Source organism: Mesorhizobium sp. BHscii, assembly GCF_053848065.1.
The window spans coordinates 428,951-450,130 of sequence record NZ_JBSPKW010000001.1 but is presented as its reverse complement, the minus strand read 5'-3'; the positions used below and the strand labels follow the sequence as shown (position 1 = coordinate 450,130).

General features: G+C 58.4%; 19 protein-coding genes and 2 pseudogenes. 9 read left to right on the top strand and 12 right to left on the bottom strand.

From position 1 onward, the window contains the following. Positions 1–69: 69 nt before the first annotated feature. Positions 70–2,124: a hypothetical protein gene (locus ACWTU7_RS02070; RefSeq protein ID WP_455837534.1), complete on the bottom strand. Its 2,055-nt coding sequence runs from the start codon at positions 2,122–2,124 to the stop codon at positions 70–72. Positions 2,125–2,293: 169 nt separating this feature from the next. Between ACWTU7_RS02070 and ACWTU7_RS02065 the strand changes: the two genes are divergently transcribed. Continuing rightward, complete coding sequence (locus ACWTU7_RS02065; RefSeq protein ID WP_455837533.1) at positions 2,294–3,145, top strand: sulfotransferase; 852 nt, start codon at positions 2,294–2,296, stop codon at positions 3,143–3,145. A gap of 301 nt (positions 3,146–3,446) precedes the next feature. Here ACWTU7_RS02065 and ACWTU7_RS02060 read toward each other — a convergent pair whose 3' ends face one another. Together ACWTU7_RS02060 and ACWTU7_RS02055 are read right to left on the bottom strand one after the other, a co-directional pair. Further along, positions 3,447–4,943 (bottom strand): lipopolysaccharide biosynthesis protein, encoded by a 1,497-nt coding sequence (locus tag ACWTU7_RS02060; protein WP_455837532.1) that lies wholly within the window; start codon positions 4,941–4,943, stop codon positions 3,447–3,449. A gap of 114 nt (positions 4,944–5,057) precedes the next feature. Then, a complete protein-coding gene (locus ACWTU7_RS02055; protein ID WP_455837531.1) occupies positions 5,058–5,396 on the bottom strand; it encodes an oligosaccharide flippase family protein in 339 nt (112 codons plus the stop codon). Positions 5,397–5,738: 342 nt separating this feature from the next. On the opposite strand from ACWTU7_RS02055, the pseudogene ACWTU7_RS02050 reads away from it, so the two are divergent. Further along, a pseudogene (locus ACWTU7_RS02050) lies at positions 5,739–6,404 on the top strand (IS6 family transposase). Between the two features lie 201 nt (positions 6,405–6,605). Further along, positions 6,606–6,842: a hypothetical protein gene (locus tag ACWTU7_RS02045; protein ID WP_455837530.1), complete on the top strand. Its 237-nt coding sequence runs from the start codon at positions 6,606–6,608 to the stop codon at positions 6,840–6,842. Positions 6,843–6,903: 61 nt separating this feature from the next. Here the strand turns inward: ACWTU7_RS02045 and ACWTU7_RS02040 are convergent, their stop codons facing one another. Next, positions 6,904–7,659: an FkbM family methyltransferase gene (locus ACWTU7_RS02040; RefSeq protein WP_455837529.1), complete on the bottom strand. Its 756-nt coding sequence runs from the start codon at positions 7,657–7,659 to the stop codon at positions 6,904–6,906. Between the two features lie 416 nt (positions 7,660–8,075). Between ACWTU7_RS02040 and ACWTU7_RS02035 the strand changes: the two genes are divergently transcribed. Then, on the top strand, positions 8,076–8,444 hold the full coding sequence (locus ACWTU7_RS02035) for a hypothetical protein (RefSeq protein ID WP_455837528.1): 369 nt from the start codon (positions 8,076–8,078) through the stop codon (positions 8,442–8,444). Positions 8,445–8,641: 197 nt separating this feature from the next. On the opposite strand, the pseudogene ACWTU7_RS02030 reads toward ACWTU7_RS02035, so the two are convergent. Then, positions 8,642–9,057 (bottom strand): annotated as a pseudogene (locus ACWTU7_RS02030) (transposase); the annotation flags it as partial. Next, a complete protein-coding gene (locus tag ACWTU7_RS02025; RefSeq protein ID WP_455837527.1) occupies positions 8,988–9,401 on the bottom strand; it encodes a cytidylyltransferase domain-containing protein in 414 nt (137 codons plus the stop codon). The gene ACWTU7_RS02025 and the pseudogene ACWTU7_RS02030, both read right to left, overlap by 70 nt. A gap of 144 nt (positions 9,402–9,545) precedes the next feature. Here ACWTU7_RS02025 and ACWTU7_RS02020 point away from each other — a divergent pair, with 144 nt between their 5' ends. Both ACWTU7_RS02020 and ACWTU7_RS02015 read left to right on the top strand, forming a co-directional pair. Then, entirely contained in the window at positions 9,546–10,226 is a 681-nt protein-coding gene (locus ACWTU7_RS02020) for a class I SAM-dependent methyltransferase (RefSeq protein WP_455837526.1), read from the top strand. Beyond that, positions 10,226–11,095 (top strand): hypothetical protein, encoded by an 870-nt coding sequence (locus tag ACWTU7_RS02015; RefSeq protein ID WP_455837525.1) that lies wholly within the window; start codon positions 10,226–10,228, stop codon positions 11,093–11,095. The genes ACWTU7_RS02020 and ACWTU7_RS02015 overlap by 1 nt, the downstream gene beginning before the upstream one ends. Positions 11,096–11,376: 281 nt before the next feature. On the opposite strand, the gene ACWTU7_RS02010 is transcribed toward ACWTU7_RS02015, so the two are convergent. The 5 genes from ACWTU7_RS02010 to ACWTU7_RS01990 are packed head-to-tail and all read right to left on the bottom strand — an operon-like array spanning position 11,377 to position 15,411. Continuing rightward, positions 11,377–12,102 carry a hypothetical protein gene (locus ACWTU7_RS02010; RefSeq protein WP_455837524.1) on the bottom strand — a complete coding sequence of 242 codons (726 nt, stop codon included), beginning with the start codon at positions 12,100–12,102 and terminating at the stop codon, positions 11,377–11,379. 36 nt (positions 12,103–12,138) lie between these two features. Continuing rightward, the gene (locus tag ACWTU7_RS02005) at positions 12,139–12,696 is read right to left on the bottom strand and encodes a hypothetical protein (protein WP_455837523.1); all 558 of its coding nucleotides are present in this window, start codon (positions 12,694–12,696) and stop codon (positions 12,139–12,141) included. Then, positions 12,693–13,931, bottom strand: a complete 1,239-nt coding sequence (locus tag ACWTU7_RS02000) for a glycosyltransferase (protein WP_455837522.1) — start codon at positions 13,929–13,931, stop codon at positions 12,693–12,695. Before ACWTU7_RS02000 ends, ACWTU7_RS02005 begins: the two co-directional genes overlap by 4 nt. Further along, positions 13,928–14,164 (bottom strand): hypothetical protein, encoded by a 237-nt coding sequence (locus tag ACWTU7_RS01995; RefSeq protein ID WP_455837521.1) that lies wholly within the window; start codon positions 14,162–14,164, stop codon positions 13,928–13,930. Before ACWTU7_RS01995 ends, ACWTU7_RS02000 begins: the two co-directional genes overlap by 4 nt. Next, positions 14,161–15,411, bottom strand: a complete 1,251-nt coding sequence (locus tag ACWTU7_RS01990; protein ID WP_455837520.1) for a glycosyltransferase — start codon at positions 15,409–15,411, stop codon at positions 14,161–14,163. The genes ACWTU7_RS01995 and ACWTU7_RS01990 overlap by 4 nt, the downstream gene beginning before the upstream one ends. A gap of 1,114 nt (positions 15,412–16,525) precedes the next feature. Between ACWTU7_RS01990 and ACWTU7_RS01985 the strand changes: the two genes are divergently transcribed. Next, positions 16,526–17,263, top strand: a complete 738-nt coding sequence (locus ACWTU7_RS01985; protein ID WP_455837519.1) for a class I SAM-dependent methyltransferase — start codon at positions 16,526–16,528, stop codon at positions 17,261–17,263. Positions 17,264–17,724: 461 nt separating this feature from the next. On the opposite strand, the gene ACWTU7_RS01980 is transcribed toward ACWTU7_RS01985, so the two are convergent. Then, positions 17,725–18,210 carry a glycosyltransferase gene (locus ACWTU7_RS01980; protein ID WP_455837518.1) on the bottom strand — a complete coding sequence of 162 codons (486 nt, stop codon included), beginning with the start codon at positions 18,208–18,210 and terminating at the stop codon, positions 17,725–17,727. A gap of 130 nt (positions 18,211–18,340) precedes the next feature. Between ACWTU7_RS01980 and ACWTU7_RS01975 the strand changes: the two genes are divergently transcribed. Then, positions 18,341–20,917, top strand: coding sequence for a hypothetical protein (locus tag ACWTU7_RS01975; protein WP_455837517.1), 2,577 nt, complete (start codon positions 18,341–18,343; stop codon positions 20,915–20,917). Continuing rightward, positions 20,914–21,174: an acyl carrier protein gene (locus ACWTU7_RS01970; protein ID WP_455837516.1), complete on the top strand. Its 261-nt coding sequence runs from the start codon at positions 20,914–20,916 to the stop codon at positions 21,172–21,174. The genes ACWTU7_RS01975 and ACWTU7_RS01970 overlap by 4 nt, the downstream gene beginning before the upstream one ends. The last annotated feature ends 6 nt before the right edge of the window (positions 21,175–21,180 follow it).

The window sequence follows — 21,180 nt, the reverse complement described above, 5'->3', positions numbered from 1 at the left end:
TGGTGGCAGAGCTCGTTAGCAGCCCGACGAGAGTGATGACGCATCCTGGTGTCGCGCAGTCGATACGTTCTAGCCGACGGTCTCGCTCTCCGGGGTCCAGGCTTCTGGCTGGTCGAGCACAGAAACCGCGCGAACATGGCAGCGAATCTTATGCCCGACATCCCGCGAGCTGAGCTCATAACTTGTGCCGGTTTCGCCCACGATCGGAACGCCGTCACGATACCATAGACATTCTATTTGCGACGCAATAACGTTCGGTACGACGGTCAGCGCCTGGCCCGGTGAAGCCCGGCCCGAGAAGGCCGGCAATGCGCTGAAGCCCGTCGGGACCCTAGCCAGTTCCGTTTCCGTCTGCCGGACCCTTATATAGTCAATCACCATGTCATACGTCTGCGACGGGTCCGGTTGAGCGCGCCCCTTTTTTTTATCGTAAGCGAAATCCACGACGATGTATTTTTTTACTGCGAGCTCCGGTGTCGTCGGAACGCGCGCCACTTCATAGCCGTCGATCACGAAATAAGTATAATCATCTTCGATCTGCGCATACCACGTATGAAATTCGCCATCGTATACGTCGATCGTGCTAGGAAAACCACTTGATGGATCGACTTGATAGCCGGCGATTTTCCGGCGCACGTCACGTGGCGTGATATGTGGATCTGCATAGCCGAGTCTGGGTTTGTGCACGTGCTGGCTGATGTTGATATAGGCCCCATTGAGACCGTCATATTCCCAAAAGTCCGTCTCAAGACGATTGCGCGTCCGCCAGAATAGATGCTCCTTCCCATACGCCCAGAAAGCAGGGAAAAATCCAGGGCGGGGCGCGAGTATCTTCGGCAGTCTGGCGCGGATCTCAAAGATCCCCTTTCCCCAACACCGCCCTTGGCCATTGTTGTTCACGGAAGAGAACGCACCTGTTCTCCAACGGCCCTTATGCAAGAGCCGGAGCGCCAGCGTGTGGCTGGTGGCGTCGTGCACATAGGAGGAGGGCGACGCCGAGATCGGCGGGGTAGCGGCGTCAACACCAACGGTCGTCAGATGGGTCGGCGCATACCAGATGCTGCTTTGCGCGCCTGTGAAATCATCGACAACCGAGTTGGATTCGAAGTCGTCAAAAAAAACCGTTGTGTAAGCGCGGATCGGGGGCGCCGCCTCACCACGATGAGCATATCGCTCATCGCCGATGGCTGCCCAGGACGCCCACGAGGCTGAATCGAACGCATAACGTTCCGGTTTGTCGTTCGCATCCACAGCTGAAGGAGGGCTCTGGCGATAGGGATGATCGCCGGGCAGGGCGGATTGCCGGCCGACGCGCCACATGCCCCATCCCATTAGCCTGTCGATCTGGGAGTCATTTAGTTCGCTTTGTCCGATGATGACGCAGTCGATCGCGACATCTGCCCTCATCGGATTGTTCACATCGCCCATGAAGCTCTGCGATTTCACCCGGTTGGGTGCCAATGCATAAATCGTCTGGCCGGCCGTCTTGATCCCATTCACCACAGCCTGCATCACGAATCCGCGGCGGTACCCGACCATGACATTCCAGTCGCCAAAATCCGTCGAGCATAGCCCTTCCTCGCTCTTGAGCTTGCCGTCATGGAGCCGCGAAACGAATGTGCCGGCCGAGGGCTTGAAACAGACCTGGGGCTGGCGATGCACCGGGCCACCCTCCGCGCCATTGACGCAAAGAACGGAAACGTTATTCGCGTCGGCGTTGACTGCCGAATTGCACCGGGCGATCACCAACCACCAGCGGTGAAGATAGGGGGCATCGTTATCGGCGGGCCAAGTCAATGCCTGTTTCGTGCCCTTCTTGAAGAGAACGCCGCCGTTATTCGGAAGCTTTGTCGGGCGCAGGGAGGGCTCGGCTTGCATCGCAGCCACCGGCTTCACGCCGCCCGATTGCCACGAGGAGACTTCGCCTTCGGCCAGATCCTCCTGAAACCAGGATTTCACAATCATTTCCGGGAACAGACCAGGATGCCAGGAGTGAGCGTTCGGCTGCGAGCCTTGCGCCGGACCGGCGGCGCAAGCATCGCGTCCTGGCCGACCGGCGGCCGCCAGCACAAGGGCGGCGCATGCGGCCCGCGCCAGGTCCCGGCGAGAAAGGCGGTTGGTCATTGTCGTGTGCCAATAAATGCTGGTTTCGGGATGAGACTCCGCATGGACACCCGTTACTTACTATCGCGCTTCTCCTCACAAGCTCCGCAGCATATCATAGGTTCCAGTTTAGCCTTTCAACGACAGCCAGGGAAGTGGGTCGCGCCTGATGCGATAACGGAGAAAGCAGATGCAGACCGCTGACAGGATCGGTGCTTCGCCTCCCACCAGGCCGGGCAAAGCTCTTCCGCCCAATGCGCTTCTATTGAACTGCTTTGGCCGAGGTGGGTCAAACATTGTCTGGAATATCATCGGCAGCTCGCCGGATGTGTTGAAGCCAAACTGCGAGTGGCATCAGGGCGTATTCGGACGCTTCTACAAGCTGCGCAAAGCAGCGTGCCATGTTGGCGGGGCCGTCAACTGGGCGTCTGTCCCCTTCCTTTGGCGGCATATGCTCGCAGCGACTGCCAAAACGATCCCCGCCGGGGAGCGCAACGAAAAGTCCCAAGCACGCTACGTCGTTTTGAAGGTAATGGATTACCACATTGCATTCGACGACGCGATCGCGCGCGGCTTTATGGAAGCGCGGAACCTTGTGCTTACGCGGCATCCATTGCCGATGTGCGAAGGGCTGATACGCAGCGGTCTCAGCGAGGCGCGCGCGATCAAATGGTACAATGATGTGACTAGCCTGATGTTCAGAGCCTCGAGGAAGCGTGATGCGCTATCGCTTCGATTCGAGGACTTGATCCAATCACCGGATACCTTTGCTAAGAGCCTTTACGACGCGCTCGGCATAGCGGCAGCGGAAGACGGAAAGATCTGGTTTAAGGTTAAATCATTTGGGACGGAGCGGATGACGAACACAAACGCCGCAACTGGCGAAAAGCTGCGGATAAAATTGGATGAAGCACCCGATCACATCGCACCAGACGTCAACACCCGAGCGGTTGCCCGCCTCGATCATTCAGCACGACAGCGGATTTGGACAGGCACCCGCGCAACTGCGGAATTGTTCGATTATGGAGGTGACAATTTCTGACTTTGTGCGGTTAACGGCGTTTGCCGCCTGGCCCCCGAACAGGCACGGGATAGGTATAGACAAGTTTCACGGTACCCAGTGCGTAGTGCCCGTTCGAGCACAGAGGAGCAGCCGTTCACTGAACCCGGTTTGCCGCGCGCAAGGTCGAATTCCGATGAGAGAAAACGGCAATCGCCTCCTCGTCAAGAAGGCCTACCGTCTCAAGGCCGGCGACTGTGTCTCCAATCCCCGTACTTATATGATGTGATTGCGGACCCCGGAGGGGCAGTCGGAGAGGCGCCGAGTGTGCAGGTACCGTGGGTTAGACAAATCTAATCCATTTCGTTTTCTTAGATGACAGAGTTTGCAAGACTTCCGCACCATGTTTTCCGAAGAGTAGCGACGCTCTCAGATAGACAGTGACAACGGACAATGTACCTATAACGAGAAGCCCGGTCGCTAACACAAGATAGTCGGGCGATCCGGCAAGCAACATTTTGACCGCAGAGCCGGTGGCGAACACCACAGCAGCGAATGCGACAGGCGGCATATGGACGAGCGCGAAATCCAGAGCTGATAATCCCGTCATCCGACAAGTCATCGCCGCATAAAGGAAGAAACTCGTCGCAATGGCGCCGGACACTGAAAAGGCAACTGCGTTCACGCCGTAGGGCGCCGAGAAGAACGCGAATGAACCGACAAGGGCCATGTAAATGATCTGCATGGAGGCCGTTCGGTAACTTTGGCCCGTCGCAAGCGTCACGGCTGCGCACACTCTGTAACCCACGCGGAAATAAATTACTGCAGAGAATATGATAATGGGAGCGACGGCATCCGTCCATTTCTGGCCGAGGATTGTCAGAACAATCTCTTTTGCGAAACAGCATAGAAATGCGCTAGTCGGTAGAGCAAGCGCCGCCGTCAAAGCATACCCCTTGAGCTGAGCGCTGCATAACCTAGCCTTGTCCTGATGAACCTTCGACAGGAGCGGGAAAATCACGCTCTTGTTCAGATTGCCGAACAGATTTGCTGGCATAGCAATCAGATAATACGCTCGCGAGTAAATGCCCAGCTCTGCAGTGCCGATCAACCGCGCGACAATAACATTATCGATATATTTGGCGGTGACGGCTGAAATACCAGCCAGCGAATAGCCCAAGCTCTGTCTGCGGATATCGCGATAGGACTGCATGTCGAAACTGGGCCTCACGAGATAGTCCCTCGCGATGAAGAAATAGATGCTGGCCAGGATCGATGCCTCAGCCATATACGCGATCACCAATGCCCAATAGCTGAGTCCAAAATAGGCAAGCGGAATGGCTAGGCCGACATGGGAAGCAATCCAAGCGACCAGACTCGCTGTGGAGGATATTCTGAATTTCAGGTGCCGCGACAAAATAGCCTCGGCTGTCAGATTGAACGCGTTCGCGACCATCATCACCGCAAGGAGGCGCGAAATGAGGACCAATTCAGGCACATGAAGGAAATCGGCAATCTGCGGTGCAAACACCCATTGAAGCAAGCCGAGAATGGCAGCGATTATCATGGACAAGAAAACTACGGTTCCGATATGGCGCTCGTCGACGTCCCGTCGCTGGACGAGGACTTGCGACATGCCGAGATTGGCAATGTTATTGCCGACGGCTGCGATGATCAGCGCAACGCCGGCAACGCCGTACTCCTGTGGGGAAAGCAGGCGCGCGAGAACGGCCGTGACCAGGACATTCAAAAAGGTTCGGGCCAGCAATGTGGCACCCGACCACGAGAGGCCGTTGGCTGCCCTTCGTGTCAGGTTTTTATGTCCAGTTACTTCGTCCAAGTTGACCTGCTCCAGCCTGTCCAATTGGTCTGCGGCGCTTCAGTGCATGCAACCGTGCTCCAATATCATGAGCTATTTTTCTCGCCTGTTCGTACACATTAGCCAAATCTTACATTATCGCGCCCAAAAAATGATCGGCGAATCGGCAGTTGACTTCGCAACGACAGCGCTGCCTCCAATGTCCCGTCGCTGGATCACCACTTGCGACATGCCAAGATTCGCGATCGAACTTCCTAGGGCACCGACGATCATGGCAGCGCCAACAACACCATATTCTTGAGGCGAAATCAGGCGTGCGAGCACGGCGGTACAGGCCACATTCAAAAGAGTCCGGACGAGCAACATGCCGCCGGACCAGGAAAGGCCGCGCATCGCCTTGTGAGTTAGATTTCTGCTTTCACTCATATCGCTTGGCTCGAGGGCCATTGGCTCCCCCAGGACGTTGTAACTCACTGGACAATCCTGCTGGATAACGAGACGTCCAGGGACGCTCACGCCCTACGAGGCGCGTTGCGAAGTCTGTGGCCGGCCTCAAGCTCGCTGCGAGCTCGTCAATGACGACTGGAAACATGTGCCGCTGCGGAGGTATCACCTTTTCCCGCATACTGTTCACGCCGATTTTGTGCCGCCTGCGGGGGCGGCGTGTAGAGCTCCCGATCCAGATCCAGAAACGACTGAAGCATGGCATAGGTCGAGGTTCTGTTGCAAACTTTTTGGTTACGCGTTGTCTGGCAGTGACCTCTGACGCTTTTCGGAGGATTGTGACGTTCAGGCCGGCACTTCGACCGATCGGTCATCCTGCTGTGCGTTCGCTGGTATCTGGCGTACGGACTGAGCCTGCGCGATTTGAAAGAAATGATGGTCGAGCGTGGCATCAGCGCCGATCAATCGACGATCAATCGCTGGGTTGTTCACTTCTCGCCCTTGCTGCTGGAGCGCTTCAACCGGCGCAAGCGAGAAGTGACGGGCAAATGGCATGTTGATGAGACTTACATCAAGGTCCGCGGGACATTGGATGTACCTCTACCGCGCCATCGACAGCGTCGGCGATGCGGTCGAGTTCTGGTTCAGTGAGCATCGGGATTTGCTGGCAGCCAAGCGCTTCTTCAGGAAAGCGCCCAAGCGTCATGGCCGACCCGATTGCATCGTCATTGACGGTAGCCAGACCAACCGGGAGGCCATCGTTTCCTGCGATACGACATCGAGTGCAGGACCGCTCCAGTGGCCGGTTGAAACCGGTTCCGGATCCGCCAAAGCCAATACCTGATCAACCGGATTGAGCAGGATCATCGGCGGAGCAAGCGTCGAATTGGACCGATGCTCGGATTCAAATCACCGATCACCGCCAGCATAACAGTGTCCGGCATCGAAATGTTTCACATGATGCGGAAACGACAGGCGAGGTTGGCCTTCAACGCAAATCCGTTATTGGGCGAGCAATTCAAAATCCTCGCCGCATAGACCAGGGCTCCCAACCGAATACGGCTAACTCTGCGAGAGTTTGCAACAGGACCCACGACACTGGTACACGCGCGCGGCCTTGTTCGGCATGCGGCGAATGACCGTCTCGTGATGGCCTCCCGAATCCAGTGAGGTATGCGGTCGCTCTCGAGCAGCTTGATGCCGAAGCCCTGCGCCAGCTGCGCGGGGCTGCGGGCCACTGTGACGAAGCCGCGCGAGCGCGACGAGCTCCTGGCTTTTACCAGCCTCAATAGAGCGACGTCGGGTGGCGGAACCTACTACGACACCATCCTCAGCTTCGACCCGCTCACCGAAGCGGCGCCAACGACACTGACCTCGGTGCTCGATAAGGCGCAGGACGACTTTGCTCTCGGCCTGAGAGACACGGACATAATCATCTTCCCCTGGCTCCCGGCCGGCGTGGCCGACAAACCGTGACCTCGCAGCGCCGTTACGGTGCGTTCGCACCACCGGACACTTACGAAATGAAAGAAGCGGCCTAGTGCGACAGGTAGACCTGAGACTGACCGTAGCCGTCGAATAGGGACATTGGCTTGAGCGCGCCATCCTTTGTCGGGGAGACGACCTGACGTTTCGGGAAACGGTTCATCTGGCCGCGTGCGTGGATCAGTCTGGATGCGAGGGTCGCCACAAGCATCGGGTTGCGCGCCAACGCCGCCTTACTGGGGAAGTCGACTGCCTTGTGTGGATGGGTGGAGAGCAGCACAGCCGCTCGGTGATCTAGCGCGATGTCAGCAATCGCCTCAATGATCCCGTACTCCGATCCCTCTATATCGATCTTGATCAAGGTGGCGCCTGGCTCACACAGCCGCGCGATAAAGTCCGGGGTGACGCATTCGACCTCCACCGCGGTTGCCGCTTTCGCTCGGCGCACCAGCGATGAACTGGGCGAGCCCTTCTTGGGAACCGCGAGGCTAGCCGAGCCGCTGACCGCCGAGACGGCGTAGGGGAACACGGTCACGTTGTCGCGAAAGTCGTTGAGGGCGACGGACTCCTCAAGGGCCTTGCGGCTGTCAGGATTGGGTTCGAAGGCGAAGACTTTGGCGCCGAGCGCGGCCGCTGTAAGTGTTGTCGGACCCTGCCAGCCTCCGAGATCGATAAAGGTCATCCCGAGCCGGACTTGGCTCTCTAGAAACGCAATAGTCTCAGGTTCCCATTTGCCGCGTTCGAAGCGGTCCCAAAAATCGGGACTGTGGTCCGCGACCTTGAACGAAAACCGTTGCTTCTCGATCAACCGCATCTGCTTGGAGCCCCTCGAAAAGAAAGGGGGAATGATTTGCAGTCGGTCACGTAAACCGCAAGAAGAATAGACGACAGCCACGCGCACCCACCCACACCGTCATCACATGTGTGCTCTGTTAGAGATGCGGACGCAGACATAGGCGTGGTCCCGGCCGTCTTGTGCTCTTCAAGTGTGGTCAGGATTTGCTCACCAGCTGACCGACACAGTTCCTCGGTCTGGAACCTCTTGATTGGCTCAGCCGAGAGTCCGACGATGAGGATGAGAGCCCACAACATCCGCAATTCCCTTTACGGCGGTGTACCCAAACGACCTTAGCAGATTAGGGCACAACATGCTGAAAGTCATCTCCCTCTGGGCTGGCCCCGGAGCGGGCAAGTCCTACGACCGCCGCCGCCCTCTTCAACCTGATGAAGCGCGAACGCTTCGAGGTGGAACTGGTGACGGAGGTGGCCAAGAACTGGACTTACGAGCGCAACCTCCGACTCGGCGACCAACTCTCTGTCCTCGCCGAGCAGCACTGGCGGCTGGAGCGCCTCAAGGGCCAAGTCGAGTGGGTGGTGACGGACAGCTCCATCCCCCTCTCGCTTATCTACGCCAAGCCCGAGGACGCGGAGTGGCTGGAGGAGGTGGTCCAGGTCCTCTGGGATCGTTTCGACAACTACCCGATGCGCCTTCGTGGGCAGCGCCGTCCACGGTCTGGCTGTTCCTCGGCCGTCGCGGCATCACGTTCAAAAACGTATGGCCCGCCCCGTCTGCAAGAGGGTTCGAAGGCGTGAGAGGTCTGCTCAAACGTATCCGGTCTCGCGAGGTCGTGCTCGCGGCCCGCGCATCCCGGTCTTCATAAAAGGGCCGGCATCGAAGTGCCATTTTTTTGAACCAAGTTCCGGGACGCCGGTCGACCGTCATGCCATCTCCTTTTCCTTCCAGCAGTTCGTGCATCCGCCGCTCCCGGCAGGAGTTGCGGAAGTGTCCGTTAGGCCATCGCAACACTGTGGTTCGGTTCGAAGGCCGTGTTCCGCCGCAGGCTCGCCCAGGCGATGCGCACCAGCCTGGCGGCGAGCGCCATGACCGCGACATTCCGGTGAGCGCGTGACAAGAGCCCGCGCAGCCACTGGCCGAGAGGCGTTGCGCTCATGGCCAGCGACGGCAGCGCGGCTCGCGCGCCGTGGATAAACAGCATGCGCAGATATTTGTTGCCGCGCTTGGTGATCCCAAGCAGCTTCGATCTACCGCCAGTGGTTACCTGTCTGGGCACCAGACCCAGCCATGCGGCAAGGTCGCGCCGCGTCCGAAGGCGCCGCGGTCTCCGATCGCTGCCGTTAGCGCTGTGGCGTTGAGCACGCCGATGCCGGGGATGGTGACCAGGCGCCGGACCGCCTCGTGCTCACGAACATGTCAGCGGTCGATGATCGGCCCGTCGATGTAGACCGTATTGCCGAGCAACAGCACGATGGTCTCCAGATTCGCGACGCACGGGTCAACGTACTCAACCACGACGCCGTGGTTGAGTACGGCGCCGAACTCGTCGGGACGCGGATGGTCTTCGCACCACCCGCGCGCGAGGCCGCGGCGATGCCATCGCCGTCCGTGGATACGCAGACCTCTGCGATCCGCTTCGTCGCCTGCGCGGCGTGGATCGGGTACTGGACCATCGGCTTGCCACGCAGCGGCAAGATGTGCTTGTCGATGATCGACTTGGAGCCGGCTCGGGCGGTAACGATGGCGACCTTCATGCGCGGGTCGGCGTTATATCCCATTAGTTGCCGACGAGAATCTGAGCGTTATCGTCGCATGAACGGATGCGGTGACGCACAACATCGTATAGGATGCGCTCTGTCCTAGACGTAACGTCGAGATTTCAACCAGCTGAGCTAGCCATGGATTTCGACAAACTCGCAGATCGCTACCTCGGCGCGACCGCGCGTCAGTACAACACCAATCGGGATCACACCGAGAAGTGGGACCGCGAGCAGGCAGCGATCGGCGGCATCCTCGCGACCTTGGCCCGGGGCTCGACGCTCGTCGACATCCCGGTCGGCACCGGACGGTTCTTCGAGCTCTATGCGCGGCACGGTCTGCGCGCGACGGGTCTCGACATCTCGCCCGACATGCTCGAGGAAGCGCGCGGAAGCGCGAAGTCCGCCGGCCTCGCGATCGAATTGCGCAAGAGCGACATCCGCAGGATCGACGCCGGCGACGGCGCCTTCGACACCGCGCTGTGCGTTCGGTTCATGAACTGGGTCGACATCGCGGGCCTCGACGTCGCGCTCAGCGAGCTGGCGCGCGTATCGCGCCGGGACCTCGTGTGCACGATCCGTCACTACGCGCCGGTGCGTGATCTCGAGCTGCCGACGCTGCGCGGTGCCCGTCGCCTCGCGGGCCAGCTCTACACGCGCGTCAAGAAGCGCGTCACCGCGAAGGACCTCGTCTATCACGAGAAGCGCGAGGTCCACGACCTATTCGCGAAGCACGCGCTCGACATCGTGACTGCGACCTGCATCGAGCAGCGTCACGACGGCACGAACTACTTCACCTATCACTTGCGTAAGCGCCGGTGATGAATCGCCTCGCCCATCGCATGCTGCGGCTGGTGCGCCGCTTCGTACCCGATCGTCCGCAGCCCTCGAGGATCGCGTGGCCGGATGGAATCGAGCTCGCGGACCTCGTGCCGGTCAAGTCCGCACTGGGCGGTGACGTCACGAACAAGACCGGCCGTGTCGTGCTGCGCGGCACGCATGCCGGCGTCGCAATCAAACTCTACGAGGCGTTCTCCGCCGAGCACGCCACGTTCCTCGCCGCTGTCGCGGCGCTGCCCGCACTCGCCGAGCTGTTCCCCGAGGTCCGCGCCCTCCACGGCCGCTTCGTGGTCGCGCGGTGGATCGACGGCGAGCCGCCTCCCGACGACGTCGATCCGGCGAACATCGCCGCGTTGCAGATCCGCTTTCACGCCATCGCGGCGGATCGACTGCCGGCGCCGGGCTTTGACTTCTGGCGCGACTTCTTGCGCCCGCGCTTCGTCCGCGCTGCGGACAGCATCGGTGCTTCAATCGAAGATGTCCTCGCGCGTGTGGACGGCGCGAGCGGCCCGCGCGTGCTCGTACATCCCGACCTGCGCCCGGCGAACTTGATCCGCGACGCGTCGGGACACTTGAAGTCGATCGACAACGAATGCCTGGCCACCAGCACGGTTCCGTTGCTCGACGTTTGCCAGACGGCGAGGGCGTGCGGCGACCGCGGGACCGACTACTGGCGTGCCTATCTCGCACGCACGCCGCAGCGGCCGTCGCAGGCCGACCTCGACGTGCTGCGCGCGCTCTGGCTCGCGCGCGTCGCCGGCGCCGCCTTCGTCGCCGGTCAGCTTGGCCGCGCCGCCACGGTGCTGCGCGACTACCGCAGCGGCGCGAACCTCCTGCCGTTCGATCCGTAGAACGCGAGCAGGATGGCGTGCATCGGCGAGGATCTGTGGAATCGCGCCTTCGAGGTTGCCCTTGTCAGAAATCCATGGGATTTGATGATCTCCAGCTATAGTTGTCGGTGGCTTCAGAAAGCGCTGAGCTACCCGCATTTCAGCGGCCTGGTCGCGCAGGACCAGGCGCTCTGGGAAGCTGCAAGAGCTTCGTCGCCTCCGATTTCGAATCGAGCATGATCAACGAGGGGACCGGCTCGTGGAAGATTGGTTTCAGGGCTCCGGGCGCGATATATCGTGCACTATGTGGGCAAGGTCGAGACGGAGGAATTCTGCTGGAGCAATCGGGTACAGGTTCTGAGGTTTAGCGCAGCGTCGATTTGAGCTTCTTGGAGTGCCATGCTTTGCAGGACTTCCGCGCCATATTTCCCGAAGAGGAGTGAGGCTCTCAAACAGAGAGTGACACCGGACAATGTACCGATAACGAGAAGCCCGGTCGCGAGCTCAAGATAGTCGGGCCATTCGGCAAGCAGCATTTTGACCCCAGAGCCGGTGAAGAAGACCACAGCGGCAAATGCGACAGGCGGCACATGGACGAGCGCAAAATCCAGAGCTGATAATCCAGTCATCCGACAACTGATTGCCGCATAAATCATGAGACTCGTCGCAATGGCGCCGGACACTGCGAAGGCCACCGCGTTCACGCCGTAGGGCGCCGAGAAGAATGCGAGTGAAGCGACAAGGGCCATGTAAGTGATTTGCATGAACGCCGTCCGGTAACTGCGGCCTGTCGCAAGCGTCACGGCTCCGCACACTCTGTAACCCACGCGGAAATAAATTACTGCAGAGAATACGATAATAGGAGCGAGGCCATCCATCCATTGTTGGCCGAGGACTGTCAGGACAAGCTCTTTCGCAAAACAGCATAGAAACGCGCTGGTCGGCAGGGCAAGCCCCGCCGTCAAAGCATAACCCTTAAACTTGGCGATGAAGAAATACATGCTGGCCAGGATCAACGCCTCGGCCATCTACGCTAGCAGCAAGGCCCATTCCTTAGCGCGCGTTCAAGCACAGAGGCAGCAGCCGTTCACTGAAATCGGCTTATTGCCTCCAGCAGCAATCTGCGTATTCCGCTGCCGCGCGCAAAATCGAGAAACCATGAGAGAAATGGCAGCCGCCTGCGTCAACGACGACGCCCGTATGACAAGGCGTTCCAGACGGAAGCCGACCTGGCGTTGTACGGCGTTGGAGTGGAATTCGATCTCTCGCCTCATTTCGAGCGAAAGTCCCGGATAAGGCTGCCACGACGCCCTGGCCGAGTCAAGGTTGAACCGCGGAAAGGGCGGCAGAGTGAATTCCGTTCGCAGCCGCTCCATGGAGGGTCGGAACTTGCGATGATCGTGTGCGCTCCTCCCGTTCGGCCCCCTCTCACAGGAAGAAAGCCCGGAATTATCCAGTCCGGTCAACAATTGCGTATTGGGAACGCTGTTGAAATTGAACTCGTGTGGAGGCGTGGCATAGTGAATGCCGTGCTCGCGGAGCTTCTTTGCATTCGCGCAGAGGAATTGCTGTAGCGCTGTGGTGCCCGTCTTACCAGTGCCGATATGAAGGATGAGCTTCATGTGCGATTCACACTCTGGACGCGGAGTGAAGAGGTCCCTTCCTTGAGAAGAGCCGCGTAGAGCTTCATTTGCTCTTGGGCAGCCCTCTCCATGCTGAAGCGCATTGCGATGGTGTTCACTGCTTGCTCTCCCATCTCATCGCGCTCGGCTTCCGATAGGCCGAGCGCGTGACGAAGGAGTCCGCAATACTCCACATGCGAGCGAGCCACAAAGCCGCTGCACTCATGCTCCACAATGTCGGACGCACCGCTGACATCGGTGACGATCGGCACCACGCCGCAGCTCATGGCCTCGAGCAGTGCGTTTGACATGCCTTCCGACACCGAGGTGGAAAGATAGAAATCTGCGTCCCACAGAAAGGGAAAGACATCTTCGACCGCGCCGGCGAATGTGACCCTGCCGGAAAGGCCCAACCGGGCCGCCTGTTCCTCGAGCGCGGCGCGGCACTGGCCATCGCCCAGGATGGTGAGTTGCGCCTTTGCGTCGGCGGGAAGTGCCGCGAACGCATCGATCATGTGCTCGAGGCATTTTTCCGGATCGAGGCGGCCAAGGCAGATAAAACGTCGGTTGCCATCGGCGTTCGGCTCGCGGCGCGGCTTGCGGGGCAGATCGATCCCATTCGGAATCATATGAATGTGATCCGCGCCGATGCCATGTCTCTTCAGATCACCAGCGATTTGGCGGCTATTGGCGATGAAGGCCGTGACGTGACGTTTAATCAAGGCGGACGCCCAGCGACCGATGATTTTCTTCTCGCGCACAACGTCGAGATCGAAACACCGTCCGCCCCGGCCCAATTTTGCGAGAACCGGTTTGCGCAGGAGGGCTCCTGCCAATGCCGCCGGAACAGCGTGCAGTCGGGCATGGATGATATGTACGACATCGAATTCGTCGCGGCGGCGCAGCATCCAGATCACAACCTGGACACACCACGACAGGAACGACAGCATATGGCGCCCGCCCAAATACGGAGCCGCGCGCAAACGAAGGCGATGGATAGGGACCCCGTCGATGGCGGACCGTTTCGGGGTCGAGTGCGACAGTCTGGGTGCCAAAATGGTTGCGGAAACGCCGCTCTCAACCAGCGCCCGAGCAAATCGCCGCGCCTGTTGTTCGCCGCCGCCATATGACTCAGGAAAATAGGTTGGGAGCACGAGCAGAACACGTATGCTGGGAAGAGCTTCGGCTCGCGGGGTCTTCGTCGGATAACCGGAGGCAACTTCTGCTTCAATCATATCAATCCGCCGGATAGCGTTCCTGGAGCCAAGGCGGCCACCAAGATTACAACCCCGTCCCATGTGCAAAAAAGAAGATGCCTCTTTGGCATCTCACTGCCTTTCAGCGCATCGATCCCCTTGTCGTCCAGATCGACGCACTCCACCTCATCTCCGAAATCGGCAAAGTTTGCACCGCTAACCAATCCGGCAAGCTGCCCGATCACCGTCAAACCATAGGCTGCACCGTTCACCGCGGAAGCGCCACATTTCGGACAGGAGGTGTTGTTGATACGCCCTTGCTTGCCCGATGCTGGCCAAGAGCCTCCCGGTAAATGGCATCGGTCCGCTTGCCCACCAGCTTGACGTCCCAATTCGAAAGATCCGTCGCCGCGGCGGCACCTTGGGCGAGGCAGGCCAGTCTTGCACGATCCTCCAGGAGGGCGGCAATGGCGTCGGCCATGGCTGCCAAATCATCCGCGGGTGTAATGACACCGTTGATACCAGGGCGGAGCACTTCGCGAAGACCTGGCAGATCGCAAGCGACGCAAGGCTTGCCACCGGCGAGATATTGCATGACCACGCGGGGCAATCCCTCCCGCATGGAACAGAGCAGGCAGAGATCCGCGAGCGCGATCAGCCGCTCGGGGTCGTCCCGATAACCGGTAAAGACCACTTGCCGCTCGAGCCCAAGCTGCTTGGCCCGCGATTCCACGGTCGAGCGAAGCGGCCCGTCGCCCGCGAGCACAAGCACCGCGTCGTGGAACCGGGCGGCGACTTTGTTGAAAGCGTCCAGAAATTCCGTGTGTCGCTTGCGTGGCTCGAAAGCCGCGATCATCAAGAGCACGGACGGGCGCGGCGCGTCCGGGGTCAAGCGCAACAAATTGCGCCAACCGTCGGGCGGACCGGCGTTGCGAAAACGATCGAGATCGAATCCGGATTGGACGACATAATGTTTGTCTGGATGTCCCACTCCTGCGCTCAAGCATAAGTCGCGGATGCCCTCGCTCACACTGATGAACGCGCTGGTGATCGGCGCTGCCAGCCTTTCCAAGGCGAGATAAGCAAACCGCTCGGCGACGCCGACATTGACAAAAGGCACGATATGCACGCCATGAACGATCGCTGGAACGCCCGCCGCCCATGCGGCGAGACGCCCGAGAATGCCTGCCTTGCTGGTATGCGTATGCACGATGTCGGCATTCAAGGCGCGGAATCTCCGGGTGAGCGCCAACAATGCCCGCAGGTCGGAGACAGGCGAAATGGAGCGAGTCAGGCCCGGGACGCCAATGAGTTCCACCCGCGGGTCCACTTTAGCTATGATTTCCGGCTGGACCGTCTCGCCATGCAGCAGGACAACATCATGCCCCCTTTGCGCGGCCCAATTGCAGGAATGGACAGTATTCTCATCAGCACCGCCATTGATGAGACGGGTGATGACATGAGCGATACGCAGTCGACGCCCCAACTCAATCTTGCCTTCCGCGTCCTGTACTTTCATATCGCCGCACCGATCGCGCTGAATTTATCCGTTGGGTGCGTTCCCACGCCCAGCCGCGCTTTTGGTCCATGTGTCCCGATATCGGTGCTACTGCATTGGAGTAACATGCCACGCCTCGGTGGGTGCATGCCGTATGGAGATGAACCCCGAATCCTAAGTGTGCCCGTCCTTCTTGGGCCATGGCACTTGCATTCCGTAAGGAGGGTTATTCCAACGGCTTCCAGTCGATCAGATCTAACTTGTTGGATCTAAACGTCTCAGAGAACTGCCGCTGTTACCCTAGGCACAGCAGAGTGATTATTTTGTGGTATACCTTGTACCAATACTTCGGCCCTATCGCGTGTGCGCGAAATTCGGATCGGAACCAGACTCGTTCAAAAAAGTAGTCGCTCCCCGTTCGCGCATAAGCCCGAGCGCCGAGCACTTCAGAGGAGCGCAGCATGACGCCGGTTCTCCGGGTCGGGATATTTGGCTCTTACAGCTATCAGAATCTCGGCGACAATGTCATGGCCTATCTTTTCTCCAAGTGTGTAAAAGATGATGGGCATGATCCAATAGTTTATGCGAAGCGGTGCTCCGACAAAAATGGATTTGGGCTTTAAGATATGCTCTGATGTCAAAGAATTTGTCGAGTCGGTAGATGTAGTTATATTTGGAGGAGGCGGCTTACTTATCCAGAGGCAGCAACCTTCCGAAGTTGTATAAAATGCGATGCAACACTACACACGACTGTCACGGTCGCTTGAAGGGGTACTCGGAGCTTCTTCCCGGTCGGTGCATCATCTGCAATAAGGCTCTTTGCCTCGATCGCATCGATCTGTTGCTCGGATCGAGGCGGCCAAGGCAGATAGAGCGTCGGCTGCCATCGGCGTTCGGTTCGCGGCGCGGCTTGTGGGGCAGATCGATCCCATTCGGAATCGGCTTCCAATCTTAGAGACGGGGTCGCTGTTACCCCGGGCACAGCGGAGCGATTTATTTCTGATACGCTTATGTACTGGTACTTCTGCGTTTGCGCGGAACCGGACTCGTTGCGCGGCGAAGGTCCAACCGATCGCCAGTTTAAACGATCGTAGCGGTGTGACTACACGATCAGCTTTGGTGAGGAAGGACAAAAATGGACGTCCTCTCATATCTTAGAGCAACCCAGGAGCGGACCCAATCGTGCGGTGAGGCGGCCATTGCAGCCCTGCAATTGGTTCGGCTGTACGACGCAGCGGCTGCGCGACCGAATGGCACATTTCTAGAACTTGGGACGGATCGGGGGCAGGCCACTAAAATGATTCTTGCTGCCTGCGAGAAGAACGGCGGGAACCTGGTCTCGGTCGATATCCGGGATTGCTCAAGTGCTGCAGTTAGCTGTCGCTGGACCTTTGTTCAGGCAGACTCCACAGATCGCAAGACCATCTTAAACAAAGCGCCCATTCTGCAGGATGGGATCGATTTAGTCTATGTCGATAGTCTGCACACGCCAGAACACGTGTTGAATGAAGTGTATACGTGGTTCAGCCTGGTTCGAAAAGGAGGCACAATCTGCTTCGATGACATTGATCCGAACCCATATATGCGAGGACGAAGAAAGGACAATCCCCAAATTGAGATTGCTAACCGAAGGATTTTTTATGTAGTTCAGAGCGTTTTCTACGACAACTTAGACCAGCTTCAGATGACGGTAGACTTCGGTAGTACCGGCCTTGCGATGCTCAGGAAAACATCTGAGATTGGATCGGAACTCAAGCCGTTCAACCATTTGCCTGCAGAACGCAATAGTACGTTTCTGGCGAAGCTCAGGGTGCGGTTTGGAGAAAGATACTACGCGCACAAAGGCGATGGATCGGACTTTTTGACAGCGTGAAGTGTACCCGGATGCCGTGAGGTATTTTGATCCTGAGCACTCCATTTCGCCTTGGCGTTCATGACGCAGCTCATCATTATTATCGGTATACGAAGTATGGCCTGAAAATGGCTGCTTAACGATCGACGAATGTGCCGAGCTTGCTGGCTTTGCGAATGAGGTCATGATCGCGATACAGCACGGAGCTCCCTGTCCAGAGGTCAAGCAGATCCAACAGAGCCCGCGCACGGGGTGGCGGACGCCCCCCGCTGATGCCCACGGCTAAAAACGCGCGCGGCGTTCCCTGTGGCGCGGTGAGCCTTTGGCTCAAAAGACAGACTCAAAAGACAGATTCCAGCGTTTCTCGGGACAGGCGGTTCAAGATCGACAGGGCTCGCTTGGTCTCGATTGGCTCGCATCGGCGAAACGGTTCCTGTGCGGATGCATCAGACTCGCATGCCCGTTCGCCAAAGCGAATCCATTCAACGATCCCCAAGGAAGAGAGGCTGGTTGCAGGGCGTTTGACATGCCTTCCGACACCGAGGTCGAAAGATAGAAATCAGCCTCCCGCAGAAGGGAAAGACATCTTCGACCGCGCCGGCGAATGTGACCCTGCTGGAAAGGCCCAACCGGGCTGCCTGTTCCTCGAAAGTGGCGCGGCATTGGCCATCGCCCAGGATGGTGAGTTGCGCCTTTGCCTCGGCGGGAAGTGCCGCGAACTCGTCGATTATGTGCTCGAGCGTTCCCGGATTAAGATGGCCAAGACAGATAGAGCGTCGGCTGCCATCGGCGTTCGGCTCGCGGCGCGGCTTGTGAGGCAGATCGATCCCATTCGGAATCGGCTTCCAATCTGGAGACGGGTCGCTGTTACCCCGGGCACAGCGGAGCGATTTATTTCTGATACACTTATGTACTTCTGCGTTTGCGCGGAACCGGACTCGTTCAAAGAAGTCAAGGCAACGCTCCAAGGACCGGGCGCTTTACCCGTCAGGGATGGGAGCCATGGGAGGGGGGACCAGCAGCTTGCGGATCTTTCGCGTGCCCCAAAGCGACTTCTTGTCGATGTCCTCCGCCGGCAGCTGGTTGAGGCGCGCGAGCGTGCATTCGATCAAGACATTGTCTCTTCCCTGGTCGGCGGATCCTACGGGGACTGAGTCGAGAAGCATCCTGGCTTGGTTCGCCATAGCCGGCGAGCTGGCCCTCTTCATCGCGCTGGTCTATCTCCTCAGGCTCGAGACTACTGCGCTTGTCCGCGTCCTGCTCGTTGCCCTCGCCGGCTGGTGCGTGCACTACTTCCTGCCACGGCGTTACCGGCTGCCGTTTTTCGTGCTGCTCTCGTTCGCGGCTATCGCCGCAGTTTTCGCGAACCTTGGGCCCAACTGGCACCACTGGAGATTTGAGGGCCTCATCGATGCCGCCTGGATCGTCGCCATTGGGCTCGTACTGATCGGAATTGTCCACCTACCGATCGCTTTTGGATGGAGAGTGCTGGCGCTGGTTGGCGCCGGCTGCGGGCTCGCCGCCGCACGAATGGACTGGATTGCGATCCCGTGGACGCGCGCCGTCTGGCCCGTGCTCGCTTCAATGTTCATGTTCCGTCTCATTGTCTATGTGTACGAAATGCGGCGTGACCAGAGGATGGCGACGGTTTCGGAACGTCTCGCGTATTTTTTCATGTTGCCGAACGTGTGCTTCCCGCTCTTTCCGGTCGTAGATTTTAGGACTTTCCGTAGCAGCTACTACAATGCTGACCGGCATTATATTTATCAAACAGGTGTTCAGTGGATGTTTCGCGGCGCTATCCATTTAATATGCTACCGTATCGTGTACCAGCGGTTTGTGATCGATGCTGCGGACGTACACAATCAGATTGAGCTTTTGCAATTTGTGATATGGCCGTTTTTACTTTATCTGAAGGTTTCAGGTACTTTTCACATAATCACCGGGATTTTGCATTTATTTGGATTCAACCTTCCAGAAACCCACAATCTGTACTTTCTCTCCTCAAGTTTCACAGATTTCTGGCGTCGAATAAACATATACTGGAAGGATTTCATAATGAAAATTGTATACTACCCGTTGTATTTTCGTTTTCGACGCTGGGGAGAGAGCGTAGCGCTGGTCAGCGCGACCCTCCTCGCGTTCCTCGCGACTTGGCTGCTGCACAACTATCAGTGGTTCTGGTTACGTGGCACCTGGGTGTTCACCTGGAACGACTTCCTCTTCTGGATGATCCTGGCGGTGCTTGTGACGATCAACGCCCACTATGAAATGCGGCACGGTCGCACGCGGCGGCTGCGTGGCGGGGCACTAAGCTGGAACGGTGCGCTGCAAACTGCGAGCCGGACCATTGGGGTATTCGTCGTCATCTGCCTCCTTTGGTCGTTTTGGAGCGCGAGCTCGGTCCCGCAATGGTTGTCGGTCTTCGATACTGTGGGCGTGGAAGCCCCTGGCAAAATGACGCCCGCCCTCGTACTGGTCGCGGTGGCAGCTATCATTGGCATTCCTGCGCTTGCGCTCGCGCGCGGCGGCGCCGACCGCCAGTACAGTTTCCGACGGTCGGTTGCGTCGGTCGGTGTATGCGGGTTGATCGCGGTTTGCATCTCGCTCCCGGTGGTTCACGATCGCCTCGGCGAGACTGTGAGTACCGCAATGGCCGACATTAGAGCGCCGAACCTCAATAGCCGCGACAACGAGAACCTGGAGCGCGGCTACTACGAGAACCTCGTCAATGTCAGCGCTTTTAACCCTGAACTGTGGATTGTCTACGGCCAACGACGAGACGAGGGATGGGTCAATTTAGACAAGACGCCGCTGAGTGAGATTACGGGTGCGCTTCCCACGATCTATCTGCGTCCACTCTCCCAAGCAGACTATAAGGGAAAGCGGGTCCATATCAACCGCTGGGGCATGCGAGATCAGGACTACGAGAAGATTCCTTATCCCGGCACCCTACGAATTGCAATCGTCGGCTCTTCGCACGTCTTCGGCGAGGGCGTCGCGGATGAAGAGATTTTCGAGGGCTTGTTGGAGCGGCGGCTGAATGCGCAGGCGGCCGACAGCGGGTATCGAGATTACGAGGTGCTGAACTTCGCCGTCGGGGGCTATGTTCCCCTGGACGTTCTGGCCATCACCGAGGATCGGGTGCTCGCATTCAAACCACAGTACATTTTTTACTTCGAGCACACCGCGCTTATTCCACGAATGCTAAAGCGTCTCGCGACAGCAATCCAGAATGGCTCCGCATATCGCTACGACTTCGTGCGCGACATTGTACGCGAGAGCGGGATCGATCCCAGCGCCGACCGCGAGGTGCTTCAAAGAAAGCTCACGCCCTACGGAGAGAGACTTCTGCGTGCAATCTATTCTCGAATCGTGGAAGCTGCGAAGCGAGAAGGTGTCGGGGTCTTTTGGATCTATCTACCCAGACCAGACGAGAGGACCAGTCCCGAGCTGGAGAGGCGCCTCGCTGCCGAGGCTGGATTCACCGTTCTCGATCTTTCCAACGTGTATGACGGGCACGACTGGCGGACCCTTCTTGTAGCGCCTTGGGACGATCACCCAAACGCCGCCGGCCATCGGCTCATCGCCGACAAGCTTTACGAGGTGCTGCAGCAACACCGGGATCTAATTCCCCTGAATCTTGCGGTTGCTCCGCACAAGGAGGAACAATGAACGCGATCCAGATCAGGACGATGGCCAGGGATTTCATACTGAAGGAATTCCTGCCTGGTGAAATGCCGGAGAATCTGACGGATTCAACGGAGCTGATAACTGACGGCATTCTCGACTCGTTGGCGACGCTTAAGCTCGTTGCCTACCTGGAAAAATCCTGCGGTATCGAAATCGCCCCTGACGAACTCGTGCCGGAGAACCTGAACTCCATCACCCAGATTGCCAATTTCGTCCAGTCGAAGCAGGCGTCCACATAGAGCTCG

Bases quoted from the DNA above. Each gene is read 5' to 3' on its own strand.
- ACWTU7_RS01985 (WP_455837519.1), top strand. From the start codon at position 16,526: ATGGACGTCCTCTCATATCTTAGAGCAACCCAGGAGCGGACCCAATCG.
- ACWTU7_RS02070 (WP_455837534.1), bottom strand. From the start codon at position 2,124: ATGACCAACCGCCTTTCTCGCCGGGACCTGGCGCGGGCCGCATGCGCC.
- ACWTU7_RS02010 (WP_455837524.1), bottom strand. From the start codon at position 12,102: ATGGCCGAGGCGTTGATCCTGGCCAGCATGTATTTCTTCATCGCCAAG.
- ACWTU7_RS02015 (WP_455837525.1), top strand. From the start codon at position 10,226: ATGAATCGCCTCGCCCATCGCATGCTGCGGCTGGTGCGCCGCTTCGTA.
- ACWTU7_RS02005 (WP_455837523.1), bottom strand. From the start codon at position 12,696: ATGAAGCTCATCCTTCATATCGGCACTGGTAAGACGGGCACCACAGCG.
- ACWTU7_RS02065 (WP_455837533.1), top strand. From the start codon at position 2,294: ATGCAGACCGCTGACAGGATCGGTGCTTCGCCTCCCACCAGGCCGGGC.
- ACWTU7_RS01990 (WP_455837520.1), bottom strand. From the start codon at position 15,411: ATGAAAGTACAGGACGCGGAAGGCAAGATTGAGTTGGGGCGTCGACTG.
- ACWTU7_RS02020 (WP_455837526.1), top strand. From the start codon at position 9,546: ATGGATTTCGACAAACTCGCAGATCGCTACCTCGGCGCGACCGCGCGT.
- ACWTU7_RS02000 (WP_455837522.1), bottom strand. From the start codon at position 13,931: ATGATTGAAGCAGAAGTTGCCTCCGGTTATCCGACGAAGACCCCGCGA.
- ACWTU7_RS02025 (WP_455837527.1), bottom strand. From the start codon at position 9,401: ATGAAGGTCGCCATCGTTACCGCCCGAGCCGGCTCCAAGTCGATCATC.
- ACWTU7_RS01970 (WP_455837516.1), top strand. From the start codon at position 20,914: ATGAACGCGATCCAGATCAGGACGATGGCCAGGGATTTCATACTGAAG.
- ACWTU7_RS02035 (WP_455837528.1), top strand. From the start codon at position 8,076: ATGAAGCGCGAACGCTTCGAGGTGGAACTGGTGACGGAGGTGGCCAAG.